General features: G+C 45.2%; 15 protein-coding genes. 5 read left to right on the top strand and 10 right to left on the bottom strand.

The genetic code is table 11. The features are described from left to right. Positions 1 to 128 precede the first annotated feature (128 nt). Entirely contained in the window at positions 129 to 1,391 is a 1,263-nt protein-coding gene (locus HW45_RS01035; RefSeq protein ID WP_038224033.1) for an inorganic phosphate transporter, read from the bottom strand. Positions 1,392 to 1,515: 124 nt separating this feature from the next. Further along, entirely contained in the window at positions 1,516 to 2,196 is a 681-nt protein-coding gene (locus tag HW45_RS01030; RefSeq protein WP_038222611.1) for a TIGR00153 family protein, read from the bottom strand. A 205-nt stretch (positions 2,197 to 2,401) separates the two neighbouring features. Here HW45_RS01030 and HW45_RS01025 point away from each other — a divergent pair, with 205 nt between their 5' ends. Next, entirely contained in the window at positions 2,402 to 3,919 is a 1,518-nt protein-coding gene (locus tag HW45_RS01025) for a CYTH and CHAD domain-containing protein (RefSeq protein ID WP_038224031.1), read from the top strand. Positions 3,920 to 3,965: 46 nt separating this feature from the next. Here the strand turns inward: HW45_RS01025 and HW45_RS01020 are convergent, their stop codons facing one another. After that, positions 3,966 to 4,733: a potassium channel family protein gene (locus HW45_RS01020; protein ID WP_038224029.1), complete on the bottom strand. Its 768-nt coding sequence runs from the start codon at positions 4,731 to 4,733 to the stop codon at positions 3,966 to 3,968. A 134-nt stretch (positions 4,734 to 4,867) separates the two neighbouring features. Between HW45_RS01020 and HW45_RS01015 the strand changes: the two genes are divergently transcribed. Next, positions 4,868 to 6,124 carry a methyl-accepting chemotaxis protein gene (locus HW45_RS01015; protein ID WP_038224027.1) on the top strand — a complete coding sequence of 419 codons (1,257 nt, stop codon included), beginning with the start codon at positions 4,868 to 4,870 and terminating at the stop codon, positions 6,122 to 6,124. An 89-nt stretch (positions 6,125 to 6,213) separates the two neighbouring features. Here HW45_RS01015 and panC read toward each other — a convergent pair whose 3' ends face one another. The 7 genes from panC to sfsA all read right to left on the bottom strand — a co-directional run bounded on the left by panC (position 6,214) and on the right by sfsA (position 12,096). Further along, entirely contained in the window at positions 6,214 to 7,101 is an 888-nt protein-coding gene (gene panC, locus HW45_RS01010; protein WP_038224025.1) for a pantoate--beta-alanine ligase, read from the bottom strand. Between the two features lie 8 nt (positions 7,102 to 7,109). Next, positions 7,110 to 7,904, bottom strand: a complete 795-nt coding sequence (gene panB / locus HW45_RS01005) for a 3-methyl-2-oxobutanoate hydroxymethyltransferase (RefSeq protein WP_006072660.1) — start codon at positions 7,902 to 7,904, stop codon at positions 7,110 to 7,112. Positions 7,905 to 7,913: 9 nt separating this feature from the next. After that, the gene (folK, locus tag HW45_RS01000; RefSeq protein ID WP_038224022.1) at positions 7,914 to 8,414 is read right to left on the bottom strand and encodes a 2-amino-4-hydroxy-6-hydroxymethyldihydropteridine diphosphokinase; all 501 of its coding nucleotides are present in this window, start codon (positions 8,412 to 8,414) and stop codon (positions 7,914 to 7,916) included. Further along, positions 8,414 to 9,763, bottom strand: a complete 1,350-nt coding sequence (pcnB, locus tag HW45_RS00995; RefSeq protein WP_038224020.1) for a polynucleotide adenylyltransferase PcnB — start codon at positions 9,761 to 9,763, stop codon at positions 8,414 to 8,416. The genes folK and pcnB overlap by 1 nt, the downstream gene beginning before the upstream one ends. Positions 9,764 to 9,850: 87 nt before the next feature. Beyond that, positions 9,851 to 10,738 (bottom strand): tRNA glutamyl-Q(34) synthetase GluQRS, encoded by an 888-nt coding sequence (gluQRS, locus tag HW45_RS00990; protein ID WP_038224019.1) that lies wholly within the window; start codon positions 10,736 to 10,738, stop codon positions 9,851 to 9,853. A 66-nt stretch (positions 10,739 to 10,804) separates the two neighbouring features. Beyond that, on the bottom strand, positions 10,805 to 11,251 hold the full coding sequence (dksA, locus tag HW45_RS00985) for an RNA polymerase-binding protein DksA (RefSeq protein ID WP_006072667.1): 447 nt from the start codon (positions 11,249 to 11,251) through the stop codon (positions 10,805 to 10,807). A 131-nt stretch (positions 11,252 to 11,382) separates the two neighbouring features. After that, positions 11,383 to 12,096 (bottom strand): DNA/RNA nuclease SfsA, encoded by a 714-nt coding sequence (gene sfsA / locus HW45_RS00980; protein WP_038224073.1) that lies wholly within the window; start codon positions 12,094 to 12,096, stop codon positions 11,383 to 11,385. A 56-nt stretch (positions 12,097 to 12,152) separates the two neighbouring features. Between sfsA and hrpB the strand changes: the two genes are divergently transcribed. The 3 genes from hrpB (at position 12,153) to HW45_RS00965 (ending at position 19,405) form a co-directional block, all read left to right on the top strand. After that, positions 12,153 to 14,618, top strand: coding sequence for an ATP-dependent helicase HrpB (gene hrpB, locus HW45_RS00975; RefSeq protein ID WP_038224071.1), 2,466 nt, complete (start codon positions 12,153 to 12,155; stop codon positions 14,616 to 14,618). Then, positions 14,615 to 17,005, top strand: coding sequence for a penicillin-binding protein 1B (mrcB, locus tag HW45_RS00970; RefSeq protein WP_038224016.1), 2,391 nt, complete (start codon positions 14,615 to 14,617; stop codon positions 17,003 to 17,005). Before hrpB ends, mrcB begins: the two co-directional genes overlap by 4 nt. Positions 17,006 to 17,086: 81 nt before the next feature. Further along, positions 17,087 to 19,405, top strand: a complete 2,319-nt coding sequence (locus HW45_RS00965) for a patatin-like phospholipase family protein (protein ID WP_038224013.1) — start codon at positions 17,087 to 17,089, stop codon at positions 19,403 to 19,405. The last annotated feature ends 82 nt before the right edge of the window (positions 19,406 to 19,487 follow it).

Below are 19,487 nucleotides of genomic sequence, written 5' to 3'. Positions count from 1 at the left end.
AATGGGCAAATAGTATGAAGTTTCTTAACGGGGTGCAACAAAGAAGGGAGGCAAAGCCTCCCTTTATTTGAATTTGAGTCAAATATGACGTGAGCTTCACATCTCTCTGACTTTATTGCACATCGTGCTTATGCACCAAAGATGGCTTGCATAGCGTAGAAGAATACGACCGCTAGTAGTGCACCTGCTGGTAACGTCACAATCCAAGAAGCTACGATGTTACGAACAACACCTAAGTTTAGTGCAGCAATACCGCGAGCAAAACCAACACCTAAAACCGCACCTACAAGTGTTTGCGTGGTCGAAATAGGAAGACCTGTACCTGAGGCCAAAACAACCGTACAAGCTGTTGCTAGCTGTGCAGCAAAGCCACGGCTTGGTGTTAGTTCGGTAATACCGGTACCAACAGTCGCCATTACTTTGTGGCCCATTGTTGCAAGACCAACAACGATACCGATACCACCTAATGGAAGAATCCACCAAGCGATAGAGCTTTTCGCTGTAATTTCGCCCATGTGTTCAACGGTAGATACTACCGCAGACAGTGGACCAATTGCGTTAGCTACGTCGTTCGAACCGTGTGCGAATGCCATTGCACAAGCTGTGATAACCATTAGAACACTGAAGATACCTTCAACGCCGCTAAAACCATGATCTTCCTCACGGTCAGCAAACTTACGTTGGATATAGATGTAACCACCGATCATAACGAGTGCAGAAACACCTGCAGCCCAGAACCACGCTTCCATACCTTCTAGGTGCAGACCTACGTGCTTAAGACCTTTTTTAATCGTTACCAGGGCGATAACCATGGTAGTAATGAACATGTAAACTGGCACAAAGCGCTTTGCGTTAAACAGTGGTTTTTCAGTATCAAATATCAGTCGTTGTGCACTGATAAATATTACGTAAGCAAAAAAGCCAGAAATAACAGGGGTAATAACCCAGCTACCTACGATGCCTTTAACTGAGCCCCAGTCTACCGCTTCAGTACCGACTGACACACATGCGAAACCAATGATGGCACCGATGATTGAGTGTGTCGTTGATACTGGCCAGCCCATGTAAGAAGCTAGAAGTAGCCATGTACCTGCGGCAAGTAGAGAGGACATCATACCGTAGACAAGAATGTCAGGTTGATGGGCGAACAGTGACGTTTCAATAACACCTTTACGAATCGTGTCAGTCACTTCACCGCCGGCAAGGTATGCGCCAGCAAATTCAAAGATCATCGCGATGATGATCGCTTGCTTAACTGTTAGAGCTTTAGAGCCAACAGAAGTACCCATTGCATTGGCAACATCATTTGCACCAATACCGATTGCCATAAGGAAACCGAATACTGCTGCAACAATAATTAGGATAGTGCCGTAGTTTGCAAGAATATCCATTGTAATACCTAGTTTTGTTTCATAACAAGCGGAGCAATTCTTTAGGCGCAGGGCAAACTCTTAAGCATTGTCTGTGCTCAACGCCTAATTCATCCTTGCTCTTTGTTACTTAGTTAACGTTCGATTAAGACCTAGACAGCATCACTTCAAGACGAGCGCCTACACGCTGTGCTTGATCTGCAATACCGCCGACCCATTCAAAAATCTTGTAGAGGAACATGACATCAATTGGATTCATGTCGTGCTCAATCGTCATCAATTGCTGACGAAGTTGGATCTGCATTGCATCAGTGTCATCTTCGATGATGTCTAGCTGATGAATCATTTCTGCTACAAGCGTGACTTCGCGGCCTTTAAAGCCAGTCTCTAACAGTTCATCAAGCTCGTTAATTACTTTTTGAGCTTGGTTAGCTGCATCAAGACAACGCTTCACATATGCGATGAAGTTTTCTTGCAGTGGAGCTGGAATGACGAGTTGTCGACCGTATACACGCCCGGCAATGTCTTTTGATAGGTTCGCTAACTTATCTTGCTGTGTAAGTAGCTCAAGCATGTCGCTACGATCCACAGGCATGAATAAACCGCGTGGTAGTTTTAGGCGTATTTCACGCTTAAGTACGTCCGCCTCTTTCTCTAGGTGAGAAATCTGCGCACGGATCTCTGCTGCTTTCTCCCAATCGCCTTGAGCACTAGTCTCAAAGAAGTTGATAAGATGAGAACAACATTCTGTTACGCACACTACGTGGCGCTGCAAAGGCTTAATAGGGGACTTTGCAAATAACCCCATAATTGTATTTACTGGCATGGTCATTCAACCTAATTAATATAACCTGAAATAAACATACACCAATTCATGGTGAAATGTTGAGCGATGGCTATAAAGGCGCGCATGGTAACCCATTAAAAGTCTGATTTAAACTGTTTTAGATCATCATTTGGGTGATATTTGTCACTTGCTGAACGCATCGATTGCTCATATCCTGTTGTGAGTGTCCCCGAAAGGTAAAACTATGGAAACCGAGATAGAACTGAAGTTTTTTGTTTCTCCTGAATTTTCAGAAACTTTGCGTAACAAAATTTCTGAAACAAAAGTACTTCAGCACAGTTGTCGTGAGTTAGGAAACACTTACTTCGATACTCCTGATAATTGGTTACGCCAACATGATATTGGCTTAAGAATTCGCCGTTTTGATGATGTTTTTGTTCAAACTGTAAAAACATCTGGACGCGTGGTTGCAGGTTTGCACCAACGTCCAGAATTTAATGCAGAACACACTTCCAACTCTCCATTGCTCACTCTTCATCCAGTCGATATCTATCCTCAAGGAAAAGATATCGATGTATTGCAAGCAGAACTGACACCTATTTTTGCGACAGACTTTACGCGTGAACAGTGGTTGATTGGTATGGCTGATGGTAGCCAAGTGGAAGTGGCCTTCGATCAAGGAGTGGTCTCTTCGGGTGATAAAACTTATCCCATTTGCGAAGTGGAGCTGGAGTTAAAATCAGGTCAGACCGATGCGCTATTCACATTGGCTCGCTCATTTATTGAAAACGGTGGTATTCGTTTAGGTAACTTAAGTAAAGCGGCGAGAGGTTATCGCTTGGCAATGGATTACGAAGGTGATCCCGTCAAGACAATGGATCTAGTCGACACAGTAGAAAGCGATAATGTTGAAACCTGCTTTATCCAGTCTCTCGAACATGCTCTAGCTCACTGGCACTATCATGAGCAAATTTACGTTGAGCATGAGTCCATAGAAGCGCTGCATGAAATTAGTCATGCACTAAGCTTTATTCGCCAGATTCTTACTGTTTACGGTGGTATTGTTCCTCGCCGTGCTAGTGCAATTGTACGACAGGAATTGAAGTGGTTAGAAGAGGAGCTAAGTTGGCTTAAGAGTTATGATCATTTCGAAACGTTACTTGAAGATAAAGGGCATGTTCTAAGAAAACTGGATGCAAGAAAGTATTTGGTTGCTGAGCTCAAAGAAATGGAGCAAGAGCTACCTGATCGTGAAGACATGCTGAAATTGATTCACTCGGCACGCTATGCAGGTCTATTATTAGACTTAAGTCGCTGGATTTTATCGCGAGGCTGGCAGCCGTTTCTTGATGACAAAGCTCGCGATAAGATGGCGCAAAATATTAAGCCGTTTTCCATCAAACAGCTTGCACGCACTTGGGCTGAATTGATTGAGGCTTTCCCGCCTGAGAAACTTCTCACTCGACAGGATTACATCGACCAACAATATCGTTTGATGAGGAATCTCTACACCGGTGTTGGCTTTGCTAGCCTTTATAATACGGATGAGCGCAATAGTTTCCGGCTTCCTTGGGCTGATTTACTTCAGGGAATTGACGACTTACTGATGTTGGAGCCTTTGGAGCGCTTAGTCACAAAATTAGAAGGCGAAGAACAACAGCAACTAGAACGTTGGTTGAAACGCCAGGAGAGCTCCATACTACATGCGATGGAGCAAACGCGACAAATCAGTATTGAAGCCCAGCCTTACTGGCAGGATTAGTGGCTAATTAACTGCTACAAAAAAGAGGCGTGCTGCCTCTTTTTTGTTATTTATTGGAGTCCAGTGAATCCATTTTCTTTTCGATTTTCTCTAGCTTATGTAAGATGATTTCTTGTTGGTTTAATACCTTCTGTAGCATCACTTCTTTATGTTTAGAACGCCTTTCATCCATTGAGCTTGGTGAAGAAAGCAGCGAGGTAATCAAACCTGATGTCATACCAAACAAACCAACACCACAGATGATAATCACCCCAGCTAGTGCTTTCCCCAAACCCGTAACAGGGTAATGATCACCATAACCCACCGTTGAAACGGTAACAAAAGCCCACCAAACGGCATCACCGATATGCTGAATATTTGCTTCGGGATCATCTCCTTCCGCCCAGAGCATAAGCCCGGCACCTGCGGTTATCAGCAAGATCAGTAGCAATAAAATAGAGGCAATGGTGGTTTCGTGCTTATTTCGCGCCAGTTGTCTTAGTAGGGCTTCACCAGAACGGATAACCAAGATAACTCGAAAGATATGAAACACTCTGGCAAAACGTAGCGGCTCGATCATAGGTACACTAGCGACAAAATCGATCCAGTGGGTTTTCATAAATTGCAGACGATCTGTGGAGCGGATCAGATCTATGAAAAGCTGCAGCAGAAATAAACTACAGATTATAAAGTCTAGGCCGATAAGGACGGTACGCTCATCGCTATTGATAGGCGCAAACAACAAGGCTGAGATCACAAATAGTGCCATAAACGACAGAAAAAGTGACAATAAACTCAGAGGCTTAGTTTCAGTTTTGGTATCATTTGCTTTCATACGAGGCTCGAAATAAATAACTTGGGCTCATGCGTGCCATTTCCTTTAGCGAAGGTAACGTACAAGTAAATGACGTTGGCATCAAAGTTAGGTAAAGACACCCTAACTATATAATAAATAATGGAGAACGGATAATGACCACACTGGCATTTAAACCTTGGGAGCGTGTAATAACGGACGTGCGCTTAGTTCCTAAGATGTTGATGTTAATGATATTTAGTACGGTTCTGTTGGTTAGCAAGCAATTATGGGATGCCAGTACATTTTATGATTCATTGCTTGCTGCGACGCAAAGTGCAGAGGTCGCGCAACAGCATTATGAAGCCTACTTAGTTCAAGTGGTTTGGCAAACAGCATTGATGATTGTGCTTTTTGTCGCGCTCTTGTTATTCGCCGCTAAAACGATGTTAAAGCAAACTACATATCTTAGCGATGCTATCAAACGTATGGCGGACAAAGATCTTACCGTACCGGTCAATATGGATTGTAAAGACGAGTACGGTGACGTTGCTAGAGAGCTAGAACGCACTCGCGTTCAGCTACAAGATATCATTAAGACTCAAGTGGTTACTTCTCAAGAACTCGCGACACTCACTGAAGTGATGACATTAAGCATGTCTGAGACCAAAGAGTCTTCTCAAGAAGAGTTTAACGAAATCGATCAGCTTGCCACGGCAATGAGTGAAATGAGTTCAACGGTCCAGACGGTTGCAGATCACGCTCAGAATGCTTCTCAGCTAACAGAACAAGCTTCAGGGCAGGCATCGACAGGTCAACGTTTTGTTCAAGGCACTGTGACTAAAATGAGTGAGTTGTCGGATGATATCGCAGCTTCTGCGCAAGCGGTAAACCAAGTTGAAGAACGTGTTGAGTCAATCGGCAGTGTTGTGGGCACCATTCAAGGTATTTCAGAGCAGACTAACCTTCTAGCGCTTAATGCCGCTATTGAAGCTGCACGTGCAGGAGAGGCAGGCCGAGGCTTTGCTGTTGTTGCGGATGAAGTGCGCAATCTCGCTCAACGCACACAGCAGGCGACAGTAGAAATCCAAGAGATGATTTCTCAACTGCAATCAAGCGCCAATTCAGCGGTTGAATTAATGGAAAAGAGCGTGGTCGAAGCGGCCGACGGTGTAGAACTTGTCACCAACGCCGGTGTAGAGCTTGATGGCATTGTGAATCAAGTCAATCAGATAAATGACATGAACTTCCAAATTGCCACAGCAGCGGGTCAGCAAAGCAGCGTTGCCGAAGAGATGAATCAAAACCTGACCAATGTTAGAGAGCTGGTTGAAGCATCGGTTGTGGTAGTTACTGAGCTGTTGGAAACGTCGGAAATGATGCAGAATAACGCAACGGAACTCGATGGTAAGATTCAATCGTTTAGAGTTTAATACGCAATAATAGAAAAGGGGTCACTGATGACAGTGACCCCTTTTTGTATCCAATGAATGTGTGCTCTGTAGCAACAAAAACTACAGTGCTAGCTTTCTTCTGCTGATTCGGTTTCCGCTTGTTGCTGCTGTAATTCTAAGACTTGGTTGTCAATTAGACGCGCTTTTCCTAAGAAAGCCGACATCAAAATAACCGCGTGCGTTGAATCACTGCTAATCGGTTGCAAGCTGTGTGCGTCACGAATGAAAATTTCGTCTGGCTGAAGACCAGCTGCACGTAATTGATCACTTGCGTCTTCAACAATGGAAGCGTAATCATCACGACCACCGCGAATTGCACTGTTAATCCAACGCATGGTTTTTGCTAATACAGGCGCACGCTGACGTTCATCCATAGTCAGATAGCCATTGCGTGAGCTCATTGCCAAGCCATCCATCTCACGCACTGTCGGGACACCGACAATGTCAATATTCATGGCAAGATCGCTCACCATTTGACGGATAAGCGCCAATTGCTGGTAATCTTTTTCACCAAAGCAAGCTACGTCTGGCTGAACGATATTGAACAGCTTAGTGACGATAGTTGATACGCCTCTAAAGTGCCCTGGACGTGAAGCACCTTCAAGCATGTGAGAAATGCCTGGAACCTCAACAAAGCTCTGTTTATCCAAGCCTTGTGGGTACATAACTTCTGGTGTTGGCGTGAATAATAAGTCGACACCTTCAGCCGTCAACTTCGCAATATCTTCGTCAAGCGTGCGTGGATAGTTGTTTAAGTCATCTGCACGATCAAATTGCATCGGATTAACAAAAATGCTCGCGACGACGACATCAGCATGTTCGCGTGCTTTGCGCATTAAAGTAAGATGGCCTTCGTGCAAATTACCCATCGTAGGAACAAAGGCAATTCGACGCTGTTCACGCTTAAGTAGTGCAATTTGCTCTCTAAGTTCAGCAATATCAGCTAAAGTTTGCATGATTCCCCCTAGGCAATCGTATGAGCGTCATCAGGGAAAGCGCCGCTTTCCACATCAGCGATGTACTTCGCGACAGCACTGCGCATATCACCAGTTTCTGCGAGGAAGTTTTTCGAGAACTTAGGCATGTAGTTCGCCGAAATACCAAACATGTCATGCATCACTAAGATTTGGCCATCAGTAGTGTTACCTGCACCGATACCAATAACAGGGACATCGAGCGCTTCTGTGATACGTTTTGCGAGCTCTTGAGGAACGCATTCCAATAGAACGATTTGAGCGCCAGCTTCTTGAAGAGCCAGTGCGTCACGTACCATTTTGTCTGCATTCTTCTGATCGCGACCTTGAACTTTATAACCACCAAAAATATTGACGCTTTGCGGCGTTAAACCTAGGTGAGCACAAACTGGAACAGCACGTTCAGTCAGCATTCTTACGGTATCAACGAGCCAATCACTGCCTTCAATTTTAACCATGTTAGCGCCTGCACGCATCAGCTTTGCCGCATTCTCACAAGCTTGCTCTGGAGTGGCATAGCTCATGAAAGGCATGTCGGCCATAAGAAGACAGTTTGGGCTGCCTGCACGTACACTACGAGTATGATAAACAACGTCTTCTACTGTTACAGGAAGTGTGTCGTTGCGGCCTTGAAGCACCATACCTAGTGAATCACCCACTAGTAGAACTGGCATTTCTTGGCTTTCAAATAAACCTGCAAAGCTCGCATCATACGCGGTTGACGTTGCAAATTTACGACCTTCTTGTTTCCATTTAACAAGATCGTTGATGGTGATTTTTTTCATTTTTAATCCTTACTTAGGGGTTGGCTGCGATTGCCAAACTCTGAGCCCATTACGTGACACATTGTCCACCAGTGTTTTGAGCTCAGTCCCGTCAGGGAGTTGTAAATTTGGTGCGATTTCCAGAAGCGGATAGAGAACAAATTCTCTCTCTTTCATCCCATAATGAGGAACGGTTAGGCGCTCGGAATCGATCACCTCATTGCCATAAAGAATAATATCGAGATCAAGAGTTCTTGGGCCCCATCTCTCATCTTTACGGACACGCCCTTGTTCCAGTTCGATCGCTTGTGTGCAATCGAGGAGCTCAAGTGGCGTTAATTCGGTAGAAACTTGCGCGACAGCATTAATATAATCAGGCTGATTTTGTGGTCCCATTGGTGTGCTGCTATAAAGCGAGGAGCAAATCGTGAGCTTACTCTTTGGTAAGTCCTTAAGTGCTTCAATCGCTTCGTTAGCTTGAGCTACGGGATCTGACAGATTGCTGCCAATCGCTATAAAACAAGTAATCATTACTCAGCGCTCTTAGATTTCTTCGGTGTTCTTCTGCGACGAGAACCAGAACGAGAGCTTGAACCACCAAGGTCATTGACCATGGCTTGACGCATATTACGACCCGCTGATTGGAACGTTGCCCACCATTTTGCCAAAGCAGCTACTTCACCGCCTTCAATTTCACCACGCATTTCGAGGAAATCAAAGCCCGCTCGGAACTTGTTAAGCTCCATCAGTCGGTAAGCTCGCTTGCCTGAACGACGAGGCAGTCGCAATTGCAGTTGCCATATCTCGCGAATCGTTGCGGTATGACGGCGCGGGATCGCTGTCGATTTGACTTGCTCATCGAGAATGCTATTGCTAGCTTCCATGATGGCGTCGTACTCAGACATGCCTTTTGACATTAATCGAGTGGCGTATTCCATCATTGGGTACCAAAGCATTGCGGCAAACATAAACGCTGGGTTTACGCGTTTACCTTCTTCGATGCGCTCATCGGTAGCGTCCAACACCAAGTCTAAGACTTGTTCAGTGCGAGAAGAATACTCTTCTGTAAAGTGCGGCGCTATGATTGGGAACAATTGTTGGAATAAATTGTATTCCCTTAATAGGTGATAGGTTTCTAGCCCATACCCAGACTGTAATAGCTTTAATGACTCTTCATATAAGCGAGCAGACGGGATATCACGCAATAATGGTGCAAGTTCTTCAATCGGCGCTGCTGTGTCTTCTTCAATGTCAAAATCTAATTTGGCAGCAAAGCGTATAGCGCGCAGCATACGAACAGGATCTTCGCGGTAGCGAACTTCAGGCTCACCGATAAGACGAATTAAACGATCTTCTAGATCTTCCATTCCACCTGCATAGTCGTGAATGGAGTAGTCGCCGATGTTGTAATACATTGCATTGATTGAGAAATCACGACGTTCTGCATCTTCATCAATAGAACCATAGACATTGTCGCGCAGTAGCATGCCTTCTTTGCTCTGTTGAGAAACGTTTTTCTCTTGTTCTTGATGGTGTCCACGGAAGGTAGCGACTTCAATAATATCGCGACCGAACATAATGTGTGCAAGACGAAAACGTCGACCAATGAGACGACAATTCCTAAATAGTTTTTTGATCTGCTCTGGCGTTGCGTTAGTGGCTATATCAAAATCTTTAGGTTGTTCTCCAAGCAGCAGATCGCGCACGCCGCCGCCAACGAGATACGCGTCATATCCTGCACCATTAAGGCGATATAAGACTTTTAACGCATTTTCGCTGATCTGCTTGCGCGAGATGTTGTGTTCGTCTCGGCTATAAGTCTGCAATGAAAGCTCGTGATAGACCGGTTGAACTTTTTGGGAATTTTCTTTTTTATTCATAATATTAACGCAATTTAGGTTCGCGAAATGACGCGGTTTTGGCGTACATTTCGTGCCTGACGCATGAAATTTGCCGCTTATGATAGCTTAGAGAGCCTCATTTGAGAATGGTGGTTTGATTTTGAGCTCATTTGGAAGTTGTAAAAGCTGCCAGTTTTCCACGCCCCACTGGATGATAGTCTCTATGTTTTCTGTTTCAATATGGCTATCAATGTTGAAACCAAGAAAACGCATTGCATTGAGTAATGTGGGTCTTGGATTGCCTAAATCAATAGCTGTGGCATGATTTTGTTTGGATAACTTGTTGCCATTATCATCAATTGCCAGCGGAAGATGCAGGTAGCTCACTGGTTCCACGTCTAATGTCTTATATAAGCTGATTTGACGACCTGTCGGTTCAATAAGATCAGCACCGCGAACGACTTCGGTGATGTTCTGATAAATATCATCGAGCACCACCGCAAGGTTGTAGGCAAACAACCCGTCACGACGCTTAATAATGAAGTCTTCTTCAGCTAGCGCTTTAGGGATATCCAGTTGGCCATATCGTTGGTCGATAAAGGATTCAACCGGGTGGTGCATTTTGAGGCGGACCGCGCACTGATTGCTTGAACTCAGTGCTTTATCTCGACACGTACCTTGATAGTAGCCACCCAGTGCTTTTATTTGCTTTCTGGTGCACTCACATAAATAAGCTTGCCCTTGATGAAGCCAATGGTCGATTTGAGCCTGATAAGCGTCCAACCGAGAACTTTGATAAAGAACATCACCATCCCAGTGCAATTGATAGGCTTCCAGTGTTTTTAAGATAAGCGAGGCTGCTCCAGCCACTTCACGAGGAGGATCAATGTCTTCTATTCGAACTAACCACTGGCCTGAATGGCTTTTGGCTTGGAAATAACTTCCCAAAGCGGCAATTAAGGAACCAAAATGGAGTGGACCTGAAGGAGAGGGGGCAAATCGACCTATGTACATAGTATTTGTTTCGTATGAAGTAGTGGATCAAAAAAGGGAGCGCTTGCTCCCTTTTCTTATCGCTTATTAGCCTTGCATTTGTCTTTCTTTGATTTCTGCAAGAGTCTTACAGTCGATACATAAATCGGCAGTAGGACGAGCTTCTAAACGACGGATACCGATTTCGATACCACAAGATTCACAGAAGCCAAACTCATCTTCTTCAATCTTGTTTAGTGTCTTCTCAATCTTTTTGATTAAGCGACGTTCGCGGTCACGATTGCGAAGCTCAAGACTGAACTCTTCTTCTTGTGAAGCGCGGTCAACGGGATCAGGAAAGTTAGCTGCTTCGTCTTGCATGTGGTGCACAGTTCGATCAACTTCTTCCCTAAGTTGGTTGCGCCAAGCGCTCAAAATTTTTGTAAAGTGATCCATTTGAGCTTGTGACATGTATTCTTCACCAGCTTTCTCTTGATATGGTTCAACACCTGCAATGGCTAGGATGCCTAGCGCTTTTTTCTTAGTTTCTGGCATGCAGCATCTCCTACTTACACCTAGTCAACTGTGCGTACAGTTAATTTTAAGGCGGGTATCTATAGCAAAAAGAAATGCTGGTGGCAAATGAAGTTTGTTAAAGTTCTTATCAATGTGAAGTGAAATCACTTTTAGCTGTAATCGACCTTCGATAAGAGCGTAATTTCATTATCAAAAAACGCTGCCTTGTAACAAATTACCTCTACCCCTGCTTCCTCTGCTTGCTTGAGTAATTGTGAATATTTCGCATCTATATGGTGTGCCGCTGACACTTTTTCAATCCCTGAATGCAAAACAGCGAAAAATAATACAGCTCGATGTCCGGTTTGAACCATTTCTGTGAGCTCTCGCAAATGCTTTTGTCCTCTTGTGGTTTGTGCATCTGGAAAGTAGCCCTGACCGGTGGTGCTTGCATCATCAAACAGTGTGACACTTTTTACTTCAATGTAGCAATCTGCGCGATCACTATCTTGTAATAAAATGTCGATTCTGCTGTTTTCTTGACCATACTTCACCTCGGTTCTCAACGATTGATAACCATTAAGCTCCTCAACAATGCCATTTTCTATTGCTTCAACAACTAAAGTATTAGCCCTAACTGTATTAACGCAAATTTTATGACCTGAGACGGTTTCCGTTAGCTCCCAACTATTAGGGTATTTTCGCTTTGCATTGTCAGAGGTGGAGTACCAAACGGTAGAGTCTGGGTCGGCGCAACCAGTCATTGCCCCGGTGTTTGCGCAGTGGATAGTGAGCTGTTCTTTGTTGCTTAAATGGATATCAGCAAGAAAGCGTTTGTATCGTTTTATTAGCTTTCCTTGCTTTAAAGGAGGATCAAAGTGCATTTCGAGGCCATTTTTTATTAGAATGAGTGGCCACATTACAACATAAGGTCAAAGCGTTGTCACAGCTCCCTATAGAACAAGTGTTGCCTTCAATATTTGAAGCGATTTCCTCATCGAATCAGATCATACTTAAGGCGGCGACTGGTGCCGGTAAGTCAACGTACTTTCCTGAAAAGCTTGTTGAAAGTGGACTGATAGATGGCAAAATTATTATGCTCGAACCGCGACGTATTGCGGCGAGAAATATTGCCATGTACGTAGCATCGCAGCGTAATGAAACGGTTGGTCAAACTGTAGGCTACCGAGTACGTGGCGAGAGCAAGGTGAGCAAGGGTACAAAGTTAGAAGTTGTGACAGAAGGTATCCTAACTCGTATGCTGCAAGACGACCCTGAGTTGACGGGCGTTGGAGCGATTATTTTTGACGAGTTTCATGAGCGTAGCCTCCATGCAGATACTGCTCTAGCTTTTACTCTTGAAAGCCAAGAGGCGCTGCGAGATGACTTGAAGCTGATAGTGATGTCTGCAACGTTGGAGGCCAATGACCTTCAACGTGTTTTACCGACGGCGACCTTTATAGAATCCAGTGGACGCTCTTTCCCAGTGGAAACCCATTATGTGCCAATAAGCCGCAATGATAATCTGCCAATATTTATGGCAAAACAAATAGAGAACCTGATGTTACGTGAATCAGGCTCTTTGCTGGCTTTCTTACCAGGCGTTGGCGCCATCAAAAGAGTTGAAGAGCTTTTGCTACAAGCTGGTATCGAAGCAGATGTTTGTCCTTTATATGGGCAATTGGATTTTAAAGCGCAGCAAAAGGCTATCCAGCCAGCTAAATCCGGAACACGAAAAGTCGTTCTTGCAACCAATATTGCTGAAACTTCCCTGACCATTGAAGGTATTCGCCTCGTCGTGGATTCTGGATTAGAAAACCAATCTTGGTTTGATTTAAAAACGGGTGTTTCGAGACTTGAGCAAACCCGCATTGCACAGTCCTCCGCGATTCAAAGGGCAGGACGTGCAGGTCGAATTGAGCCAGGGCTTTGTGTACGTTTATATAGTGAAACTCAGTTCAACTCACAACCTGAGCAAAGTACGCCAGAAATTTTACGTAGTGACTTGTCCGCATTGCAATTAGAACTGACCAAATGGGGCTGCTCTGATGCATTGGATTTAGCTTGGATAGACCCTCCAAAGTCCACGCATCTACAGCAAGCCCAGTCGCTTCTTATCAAGCTGCAACTTATTGATGAGAAGGGCAAACAAACCGCACTTGGACATCAAGCTCATGAGTTAGGTGTCGAGCCTCGCCTTGCTAGCATGTTGCTACAGGCTAAGCAGTTAGGGTCTGAGATGCTCAATGTGGCAATAGCCGTATGCTGCCTAATTGAAGAGCCCGAACGCAATGAGCTGGATCTTACCCATTCATTAACGCGCTGGCAGCAAGGCACTCACTCTCGCCGTGGTTCTCTTTCCCAAAGAGCTTCTGTCTTGGCGCAACGTTTATCGCATCGTTTTGTATTAGAGGTGACGAATGAATCTTTACTCGGATTTGTCGCAGTGCTCGCATTCCCAGATAGAATAGCGGCAAGTCGCAGTGCTGCATCGGGACACTATTTGTTAGCGAATGGGCATGGAGCGAGTGTCGATAATCAGCAACCATTAGCGAAGTCACCTTACTTGGCCGTTGTTGATTTAATGAAAACCGGTCAGGGAAGTAGTCAGATTTTTAAGGCGTTGCCGCTGGATATTGAGCTGCTTTCGACAACAGCACCGCAATTAATTGATGAACTCTCTGTGGTGGATTGGGATGATCAGAAAGGTCGCTTAGTTGCCAGTGAACAACGAAAAATTGGCGCGATTGTTTTGCATCACAAAGAGATTCCCGTTCCAGAAAAAGCGGATGTTGAAGCTGCGCTGCTTGGCTATGTTAAGCGTAAAGGTTTAGTTGCGTTAGACTGGAACTCTGACGCGCAAGCACTTTGTACGCGCGTCATATGTGCTTCGGACTGGCTCCCAGATGAAGGTTGGCCGGATATGTCTGAGCAAGCATTGTTCGACGAGCTTGAGACGTGGTTATTACCCTTCATGACTGGCATCAAGAATGCCAAACAACTTAAGAAGTTGGATGTAATGGCCGCATTACAAGCCCGCTTAGGTTGGGATAAACAACAACGACTCAATGAGTGGCTCCCGACGCATTTGGTAGTTGCCTCTGGCGGAAGAAAGAAAATACATTACCAAGTTGGTGAAGCTCCGACGTTGTCGGTGAAGCTGCAAGAAATGTTTGGCGAAAAGTCGTCACCTACTATTGCGCTAGGGAAACAAGCGATTGTGTTAGAACTGTTATCTCCAGCTCAACGTCCGTTGCAGATAACCAGAGACTTGGCGGCATTTTGGCAAGGTGCCTACAAAGAAGTACAGAAAGAGATGAAGGGGCGTTACCCGAAACATCCTTGGCCTGATGACCCAATGAATCATCAGGCAACGAGTAAAACTAAAAGACAATTGAATTCATGACAGTAACGAAAAAGTTGGCACCTAGTGGTAAAAAGCCAGCACCAAGAAAGACCACCACAAAATCGGCTCCTAAATCGAAAGCCAAAAGCACCAAACCTAAGCGTAAACCGAGCCGGAAAAAAGCGAAACAAGGGTGGGGGAAACGTCTGCTCTCAATCGGTTGGAAACTAGCTCTGGTTGGCGTGGTCGCCCTTGGCGCGGTGTTTTACTATCTCGATCAAGTGGTTAAAGAGCGCTTTGAAGGTAATTTATTCGAGTTGCCAACAGTGGTTTACGCTCGTGTGCTCAATCTGTCTGTCGGCGACAATATTACGATAGCTCAGTTACGTAATGAACTGGACGTATTAAACTATCGTAAGGTATCTCAACCGCGCCATCCAGGAGAGTACTCCTCGTCTTCCACCAAGATAGAACTGATTCGTCGTCCCTTCGAATTTGCCGACGGTCCAGAACCCGATCGTCATGTGATGTTGTATTTTAACGATGGGTCATTGTCTAGAATTCAGTCGTTGGAAAAGAAAGGCGATCTTGGCTTTCTAAGAATTGAACCTAAGATGCTTGGGATGCTCGAGAAAAAAGCCGATGAACAACGCTTGTTTTTAAGGCGTGATCAATTTCCAGAAATCATGATCGACGCGTTATTAGCAACGGAAGATCGTGATTTTTACCAACATGATGGCATCTCTCCTACTGCCATAGCTCGTGCGTTTTTTGCTAACATTCGTGCAGGCCGCACGGTACAAGGGGGCAGTACGTTAACACAACAGTTGGCTAAAAACCTGTTCCTCACCAGTGATAGAACCTTATGGCGTAAAGTAAGAGAAGTGTTTATCGCACTCATCCTTGACTATCGCTATAGCAAAGACCAAATCTTAGAAGCATATTTAAATGAAGTTTACCTTGGCCAAAGCCGCGGTGAGGCTATTCATGGTTTTGGGCTAGCGTCTCGTTTGTATTTTGGTCAGCCATTACAAGAGTTGAGAATTGACCAGCTTGCGTTATTGGTGGGCATGGTAAAAGGACCATCGTACTACAACCCTATTCGTCATCCAGAGCGAGCTAAGCAGCGCAGAGACTTAGTGCTGCGTTTAATGATGGATCAGAACATGCTGACCGGACGTGAGTTTGAAATGGCAGCCTCTCGTGATCTCGACTTGCAGAACAATCCACAAATTGCGAGCCGCCAACCAGCGTATTTTCAGCAGCTTAACCGTGAGCTGAATAGCAAGCTAGGCGATAAGCTACGTGGTGGCAAAGGCATTCGAATCTACACCTCTCTGGATCCTGTTTCACAGGACAAGTTAGAAAAGGCCATTGCTAAGCGGGTACCTCAGTTAGAGAAAACATCCGGTAAAGGTCTTGAAGCGGCTGCCGTCGCGGTGGACAGAAATACTGGCGAGATCCGCGCTATGGTGGGCGGTAAGCGTACTGGTTACAGTGGTTTCAACCGAGCGTTGAATGCGAGTAGGCCAATTGGTTCGTTAGTCAAGCCTGCTGTCTATCTTACTGCGTTGGAACAGCCGCAGAGCTATGATTTGGCATCGACACTTCAAGACACTCCGATAACTTTGAAAGGCAGTCAAGGTAATGTTTGGCAGCCACGAAACTACGACCGTAAGTTCCGTGGTGATGTGCCGCTCTATCAAGCGCTTGCAAAATCTCTTAATGTCCCGACTGTGCGTTTAGGTATGTCTCTCGGCATTAAACCGGTTTCCGAGACATTAGTGCGCTTAGGTGTAGATGCGAATGAGATCAGGCCTGTTCCATCCATGTTCCTTGGTTCGCTATCGTTGACGCCGTATCAAGTCGCTCAGATGTTCCAAACCATCGCCAACTCTGGACGACAAGCCGAGCTATCGGCTTTACGCTCAGTCGTTACTGTGGACGGAGAGGTGCTCTATCGATCTCTACCTAAAGCGCAGCAGAAGGTCCCTCAACAAGCAGCATGGCTTACCACCTTTGCGATGAAAAAAGGGGTAGCTGAAGGAACGGGACGTTACCTGAATAGTCAGTTTGCATGGGCAGCACTGGCAGGAAAAACGGGTACCAGTAATGATACTCGTGATAGTTGGTTTGTTGGTGTTGATGGACGAGAGGTGACGACAATTTGGGTTGGGCGTGACGATAACAAGTCGACTAAACTCACAGGCTCAAGCGGTGCGTTGCGAGTGTATTCAGACTATTTGAAAGCTCGAATTCCAGAGAAGTTAACATTGCCTTGGCCTAAAAACATCAGCATGATTGGTTTCTCTAAGCAGCGTAGTGGTGCACTGGAGCTTGATTGCGGTAGCCAATTTGAATTACCCGTCTGGGATGAAGGTGGAAAACTGAAAGCTTCCTGTGACAACCAACCCAAACAGTGGATAAAAAACCTATTTGACTGGTGATTTCAACTACGTTTAATTATGAAGAGAATTTGCTAATTACCTGATATATTGGATTAACCATAGTAAAAAGTGCTTTTAGGGATGAATGTGAAACGCCTGATTCAGTGGCTAGTAGCCGTCGCTCTCCTGTCCTGCAGTGGACGGGTGTTAGCAACCGAAAATACCGATAACAACGCAAAGGAACTTGACCGTCCTAAAATAGGATTGGTTCTGGCAGGTGGCGGCGCGAAAGGGGCTGCACACATCGGTGTTCTAAAAGCACTAGAAGAAATGCAGATTCCTGTTGATATCATCACGGGCACGAGCATGGGGGCCTATGTGGGTGGCCTTTATGCGACCGGAATGAGTGCTGACGAGATAGAAAGCTTCATCTATACCGTGGATTGGAATAATGGATATCGCGACCGCGTCAGCCGCAGTCAACGCAGGGTTCGCGATAAGGAGTCGGAAGATCGCTACCAAATCCGCACCGATATCGGTTTACATTTTGGATCGATAGAAGCCCCAAAAGGGGTGGTACAAGGCCAGAATATGTTACGCATTCTGCGCAAAACTACGGGCAACCTTCCTGAGTTCAAATCGTTTGATGATTTGGCCATTCCTTATCGTTCGGTGGCGACGGACATATTAAAACTTGAGCCTGTTGTACTGGATAAAGGTTATCTCGTGGACGCGATGATGGCGAGTATGTCGGTACCGGGCGCACTGCCACCTTACGAGCTAGACGGCTATTTACTGGTTGATGGTGGGGTGACTAATAACATGCCTGTCGAGCTGGCTAAGCAGATGGGTGCGGATATTATCATCGCGGTTGATATCAGTAGCGACTACAAAACCCGAGAAGATTTCAGTAGCTTCTTGACCGTTGGCGAACAGCTATCCAATTATTTGGTACGTCGCAGTACAGAAGAACAGATGCAAGCTTTAGATGACAATGACATCCTTATGCATCCAAACGTGGGACAGATCGCCACCACCGATTTTTCAGCGATGCCGAAAGCGTATGATTTGGGTTATCAAGCGGCTTATCGTAATGAGAAACAGCTTAAGGCGCTCACCGTAAACAGTGCTAAGTTCCAACATTATATCGATGCTAAACAGCTAGCACGTAAAAAGCTAGTGTACGGTGATGAGAACGTAATCGATAAGATAGTGATCAATAACCAAAGCCACTACAGTGATGAGCTAATCAAAAGCCGCTTAGGGTTGGAAGCGGGCGAGATCCTAGAAACTGATGAGATAGAAAAGCATATCGAGGAGCTCTATGCTCTCGATCGTTTCGAATTGATCACATACCATTATGATGACAGTAAGGGAGATACCGAGCTCGTCGTTAATGTTAAAGAGAAATCTTGGGGTCCAAATTATATGGACTTTCGTTTCTATCTTGAAGAAGACTTCAATGCGAACAGCTTCTATTCGATAGGTGTTACTACCAACTTTACCGATTTAAACGATCGCGGTGCTGAACTGAGAGTGAATGCTGACTTTGGTACCGATAAACGTGTGGAAGGTGAGCTTTACTCACCGTTCATGTTCAATCAGGACTTTTTCTTATTGGCAGGTCTGCGTTACAACAGTGATAAGCGTAACGTACTTTGTCAGTTAAACAGCAGCGAAGATGGCTGTGTTGACCCAGCTCTTGAAGGTAGTGATGACTTTGTTCCGGTGACCTACAGAGAATGGGAAGGTGAACTTGCTGTTGGGTATCAACCCACATTGTGGCAAGAAGTAAAAATTGGTGCGCGTTATACCACTGGAGAATCATTCGTATCACCGCTCCCATCATCTGGAACGTTTGATTTTGATCGTCGAGGCTTTTTTGCCAGCTATAAACTGGATACGTTAGATGATTACAGCTTGCCAACCAAAGGCTGGTTGGTGAGCATGGAGTATTTGCTATCGAGAGACAGTGGCGACCAAAACATCCAAACTGAACCCTCAGAATTTTCTGATAATGCCTATGAAATTAGCCTTGCTACTAAATATGCAAAAACCTTCAATCGCAACACTTTTGTAGGCTCATTCGATTATGAAATGATCGAGACGGAAAACGACTCGTTACCTGTAAGTCCAAGAGAGCTGGGTGGCTTTTTGAATATGTCGGGGATTCCTCGTAATAGTTTGATTGGCCAGAACAAGCTCTATGGCAGCCTGGTGTATCGCTATCGCTGGTTCGACAACGACTTTGGTATGTTCCAATCACCGGTTTACTTAGGAGCAAGTGCTGAGTATGGCGGTGTCTGGAATGGCGACCGCACTTTGTCTAATGCACCATTGTATTTAGCGGGGTCAGTATTTGCTGGTATAGACTCCCCTGTCGGGCCTATTATGCTGTCTTATGGTCAAGTAGAAACAGGGTTACGCTCGTTCTATTTGATTATTGGAGCCGCTTACTAAACGACATTATCACTCCAGATTATGTTGAATATAAATACTCTAAATGAAGGGTAGTATTGCAGCGACCTGCTGCAACTTTAGT

The sequence above is a fragment of the Vibrio sp. ER1A genome (assembly GCF_000733315.1).
In the GTDB taxonomy this organism is placed as follows: Bacteria; Pseudomonadota; Gammaproteobacteria; order Enterobacterales; family Vibrionaceae; genus Vibrio; species Vibrio mediterranei.
This window is presented reverse-complemented; position numbering and strand designations above follow the sequence as displayed.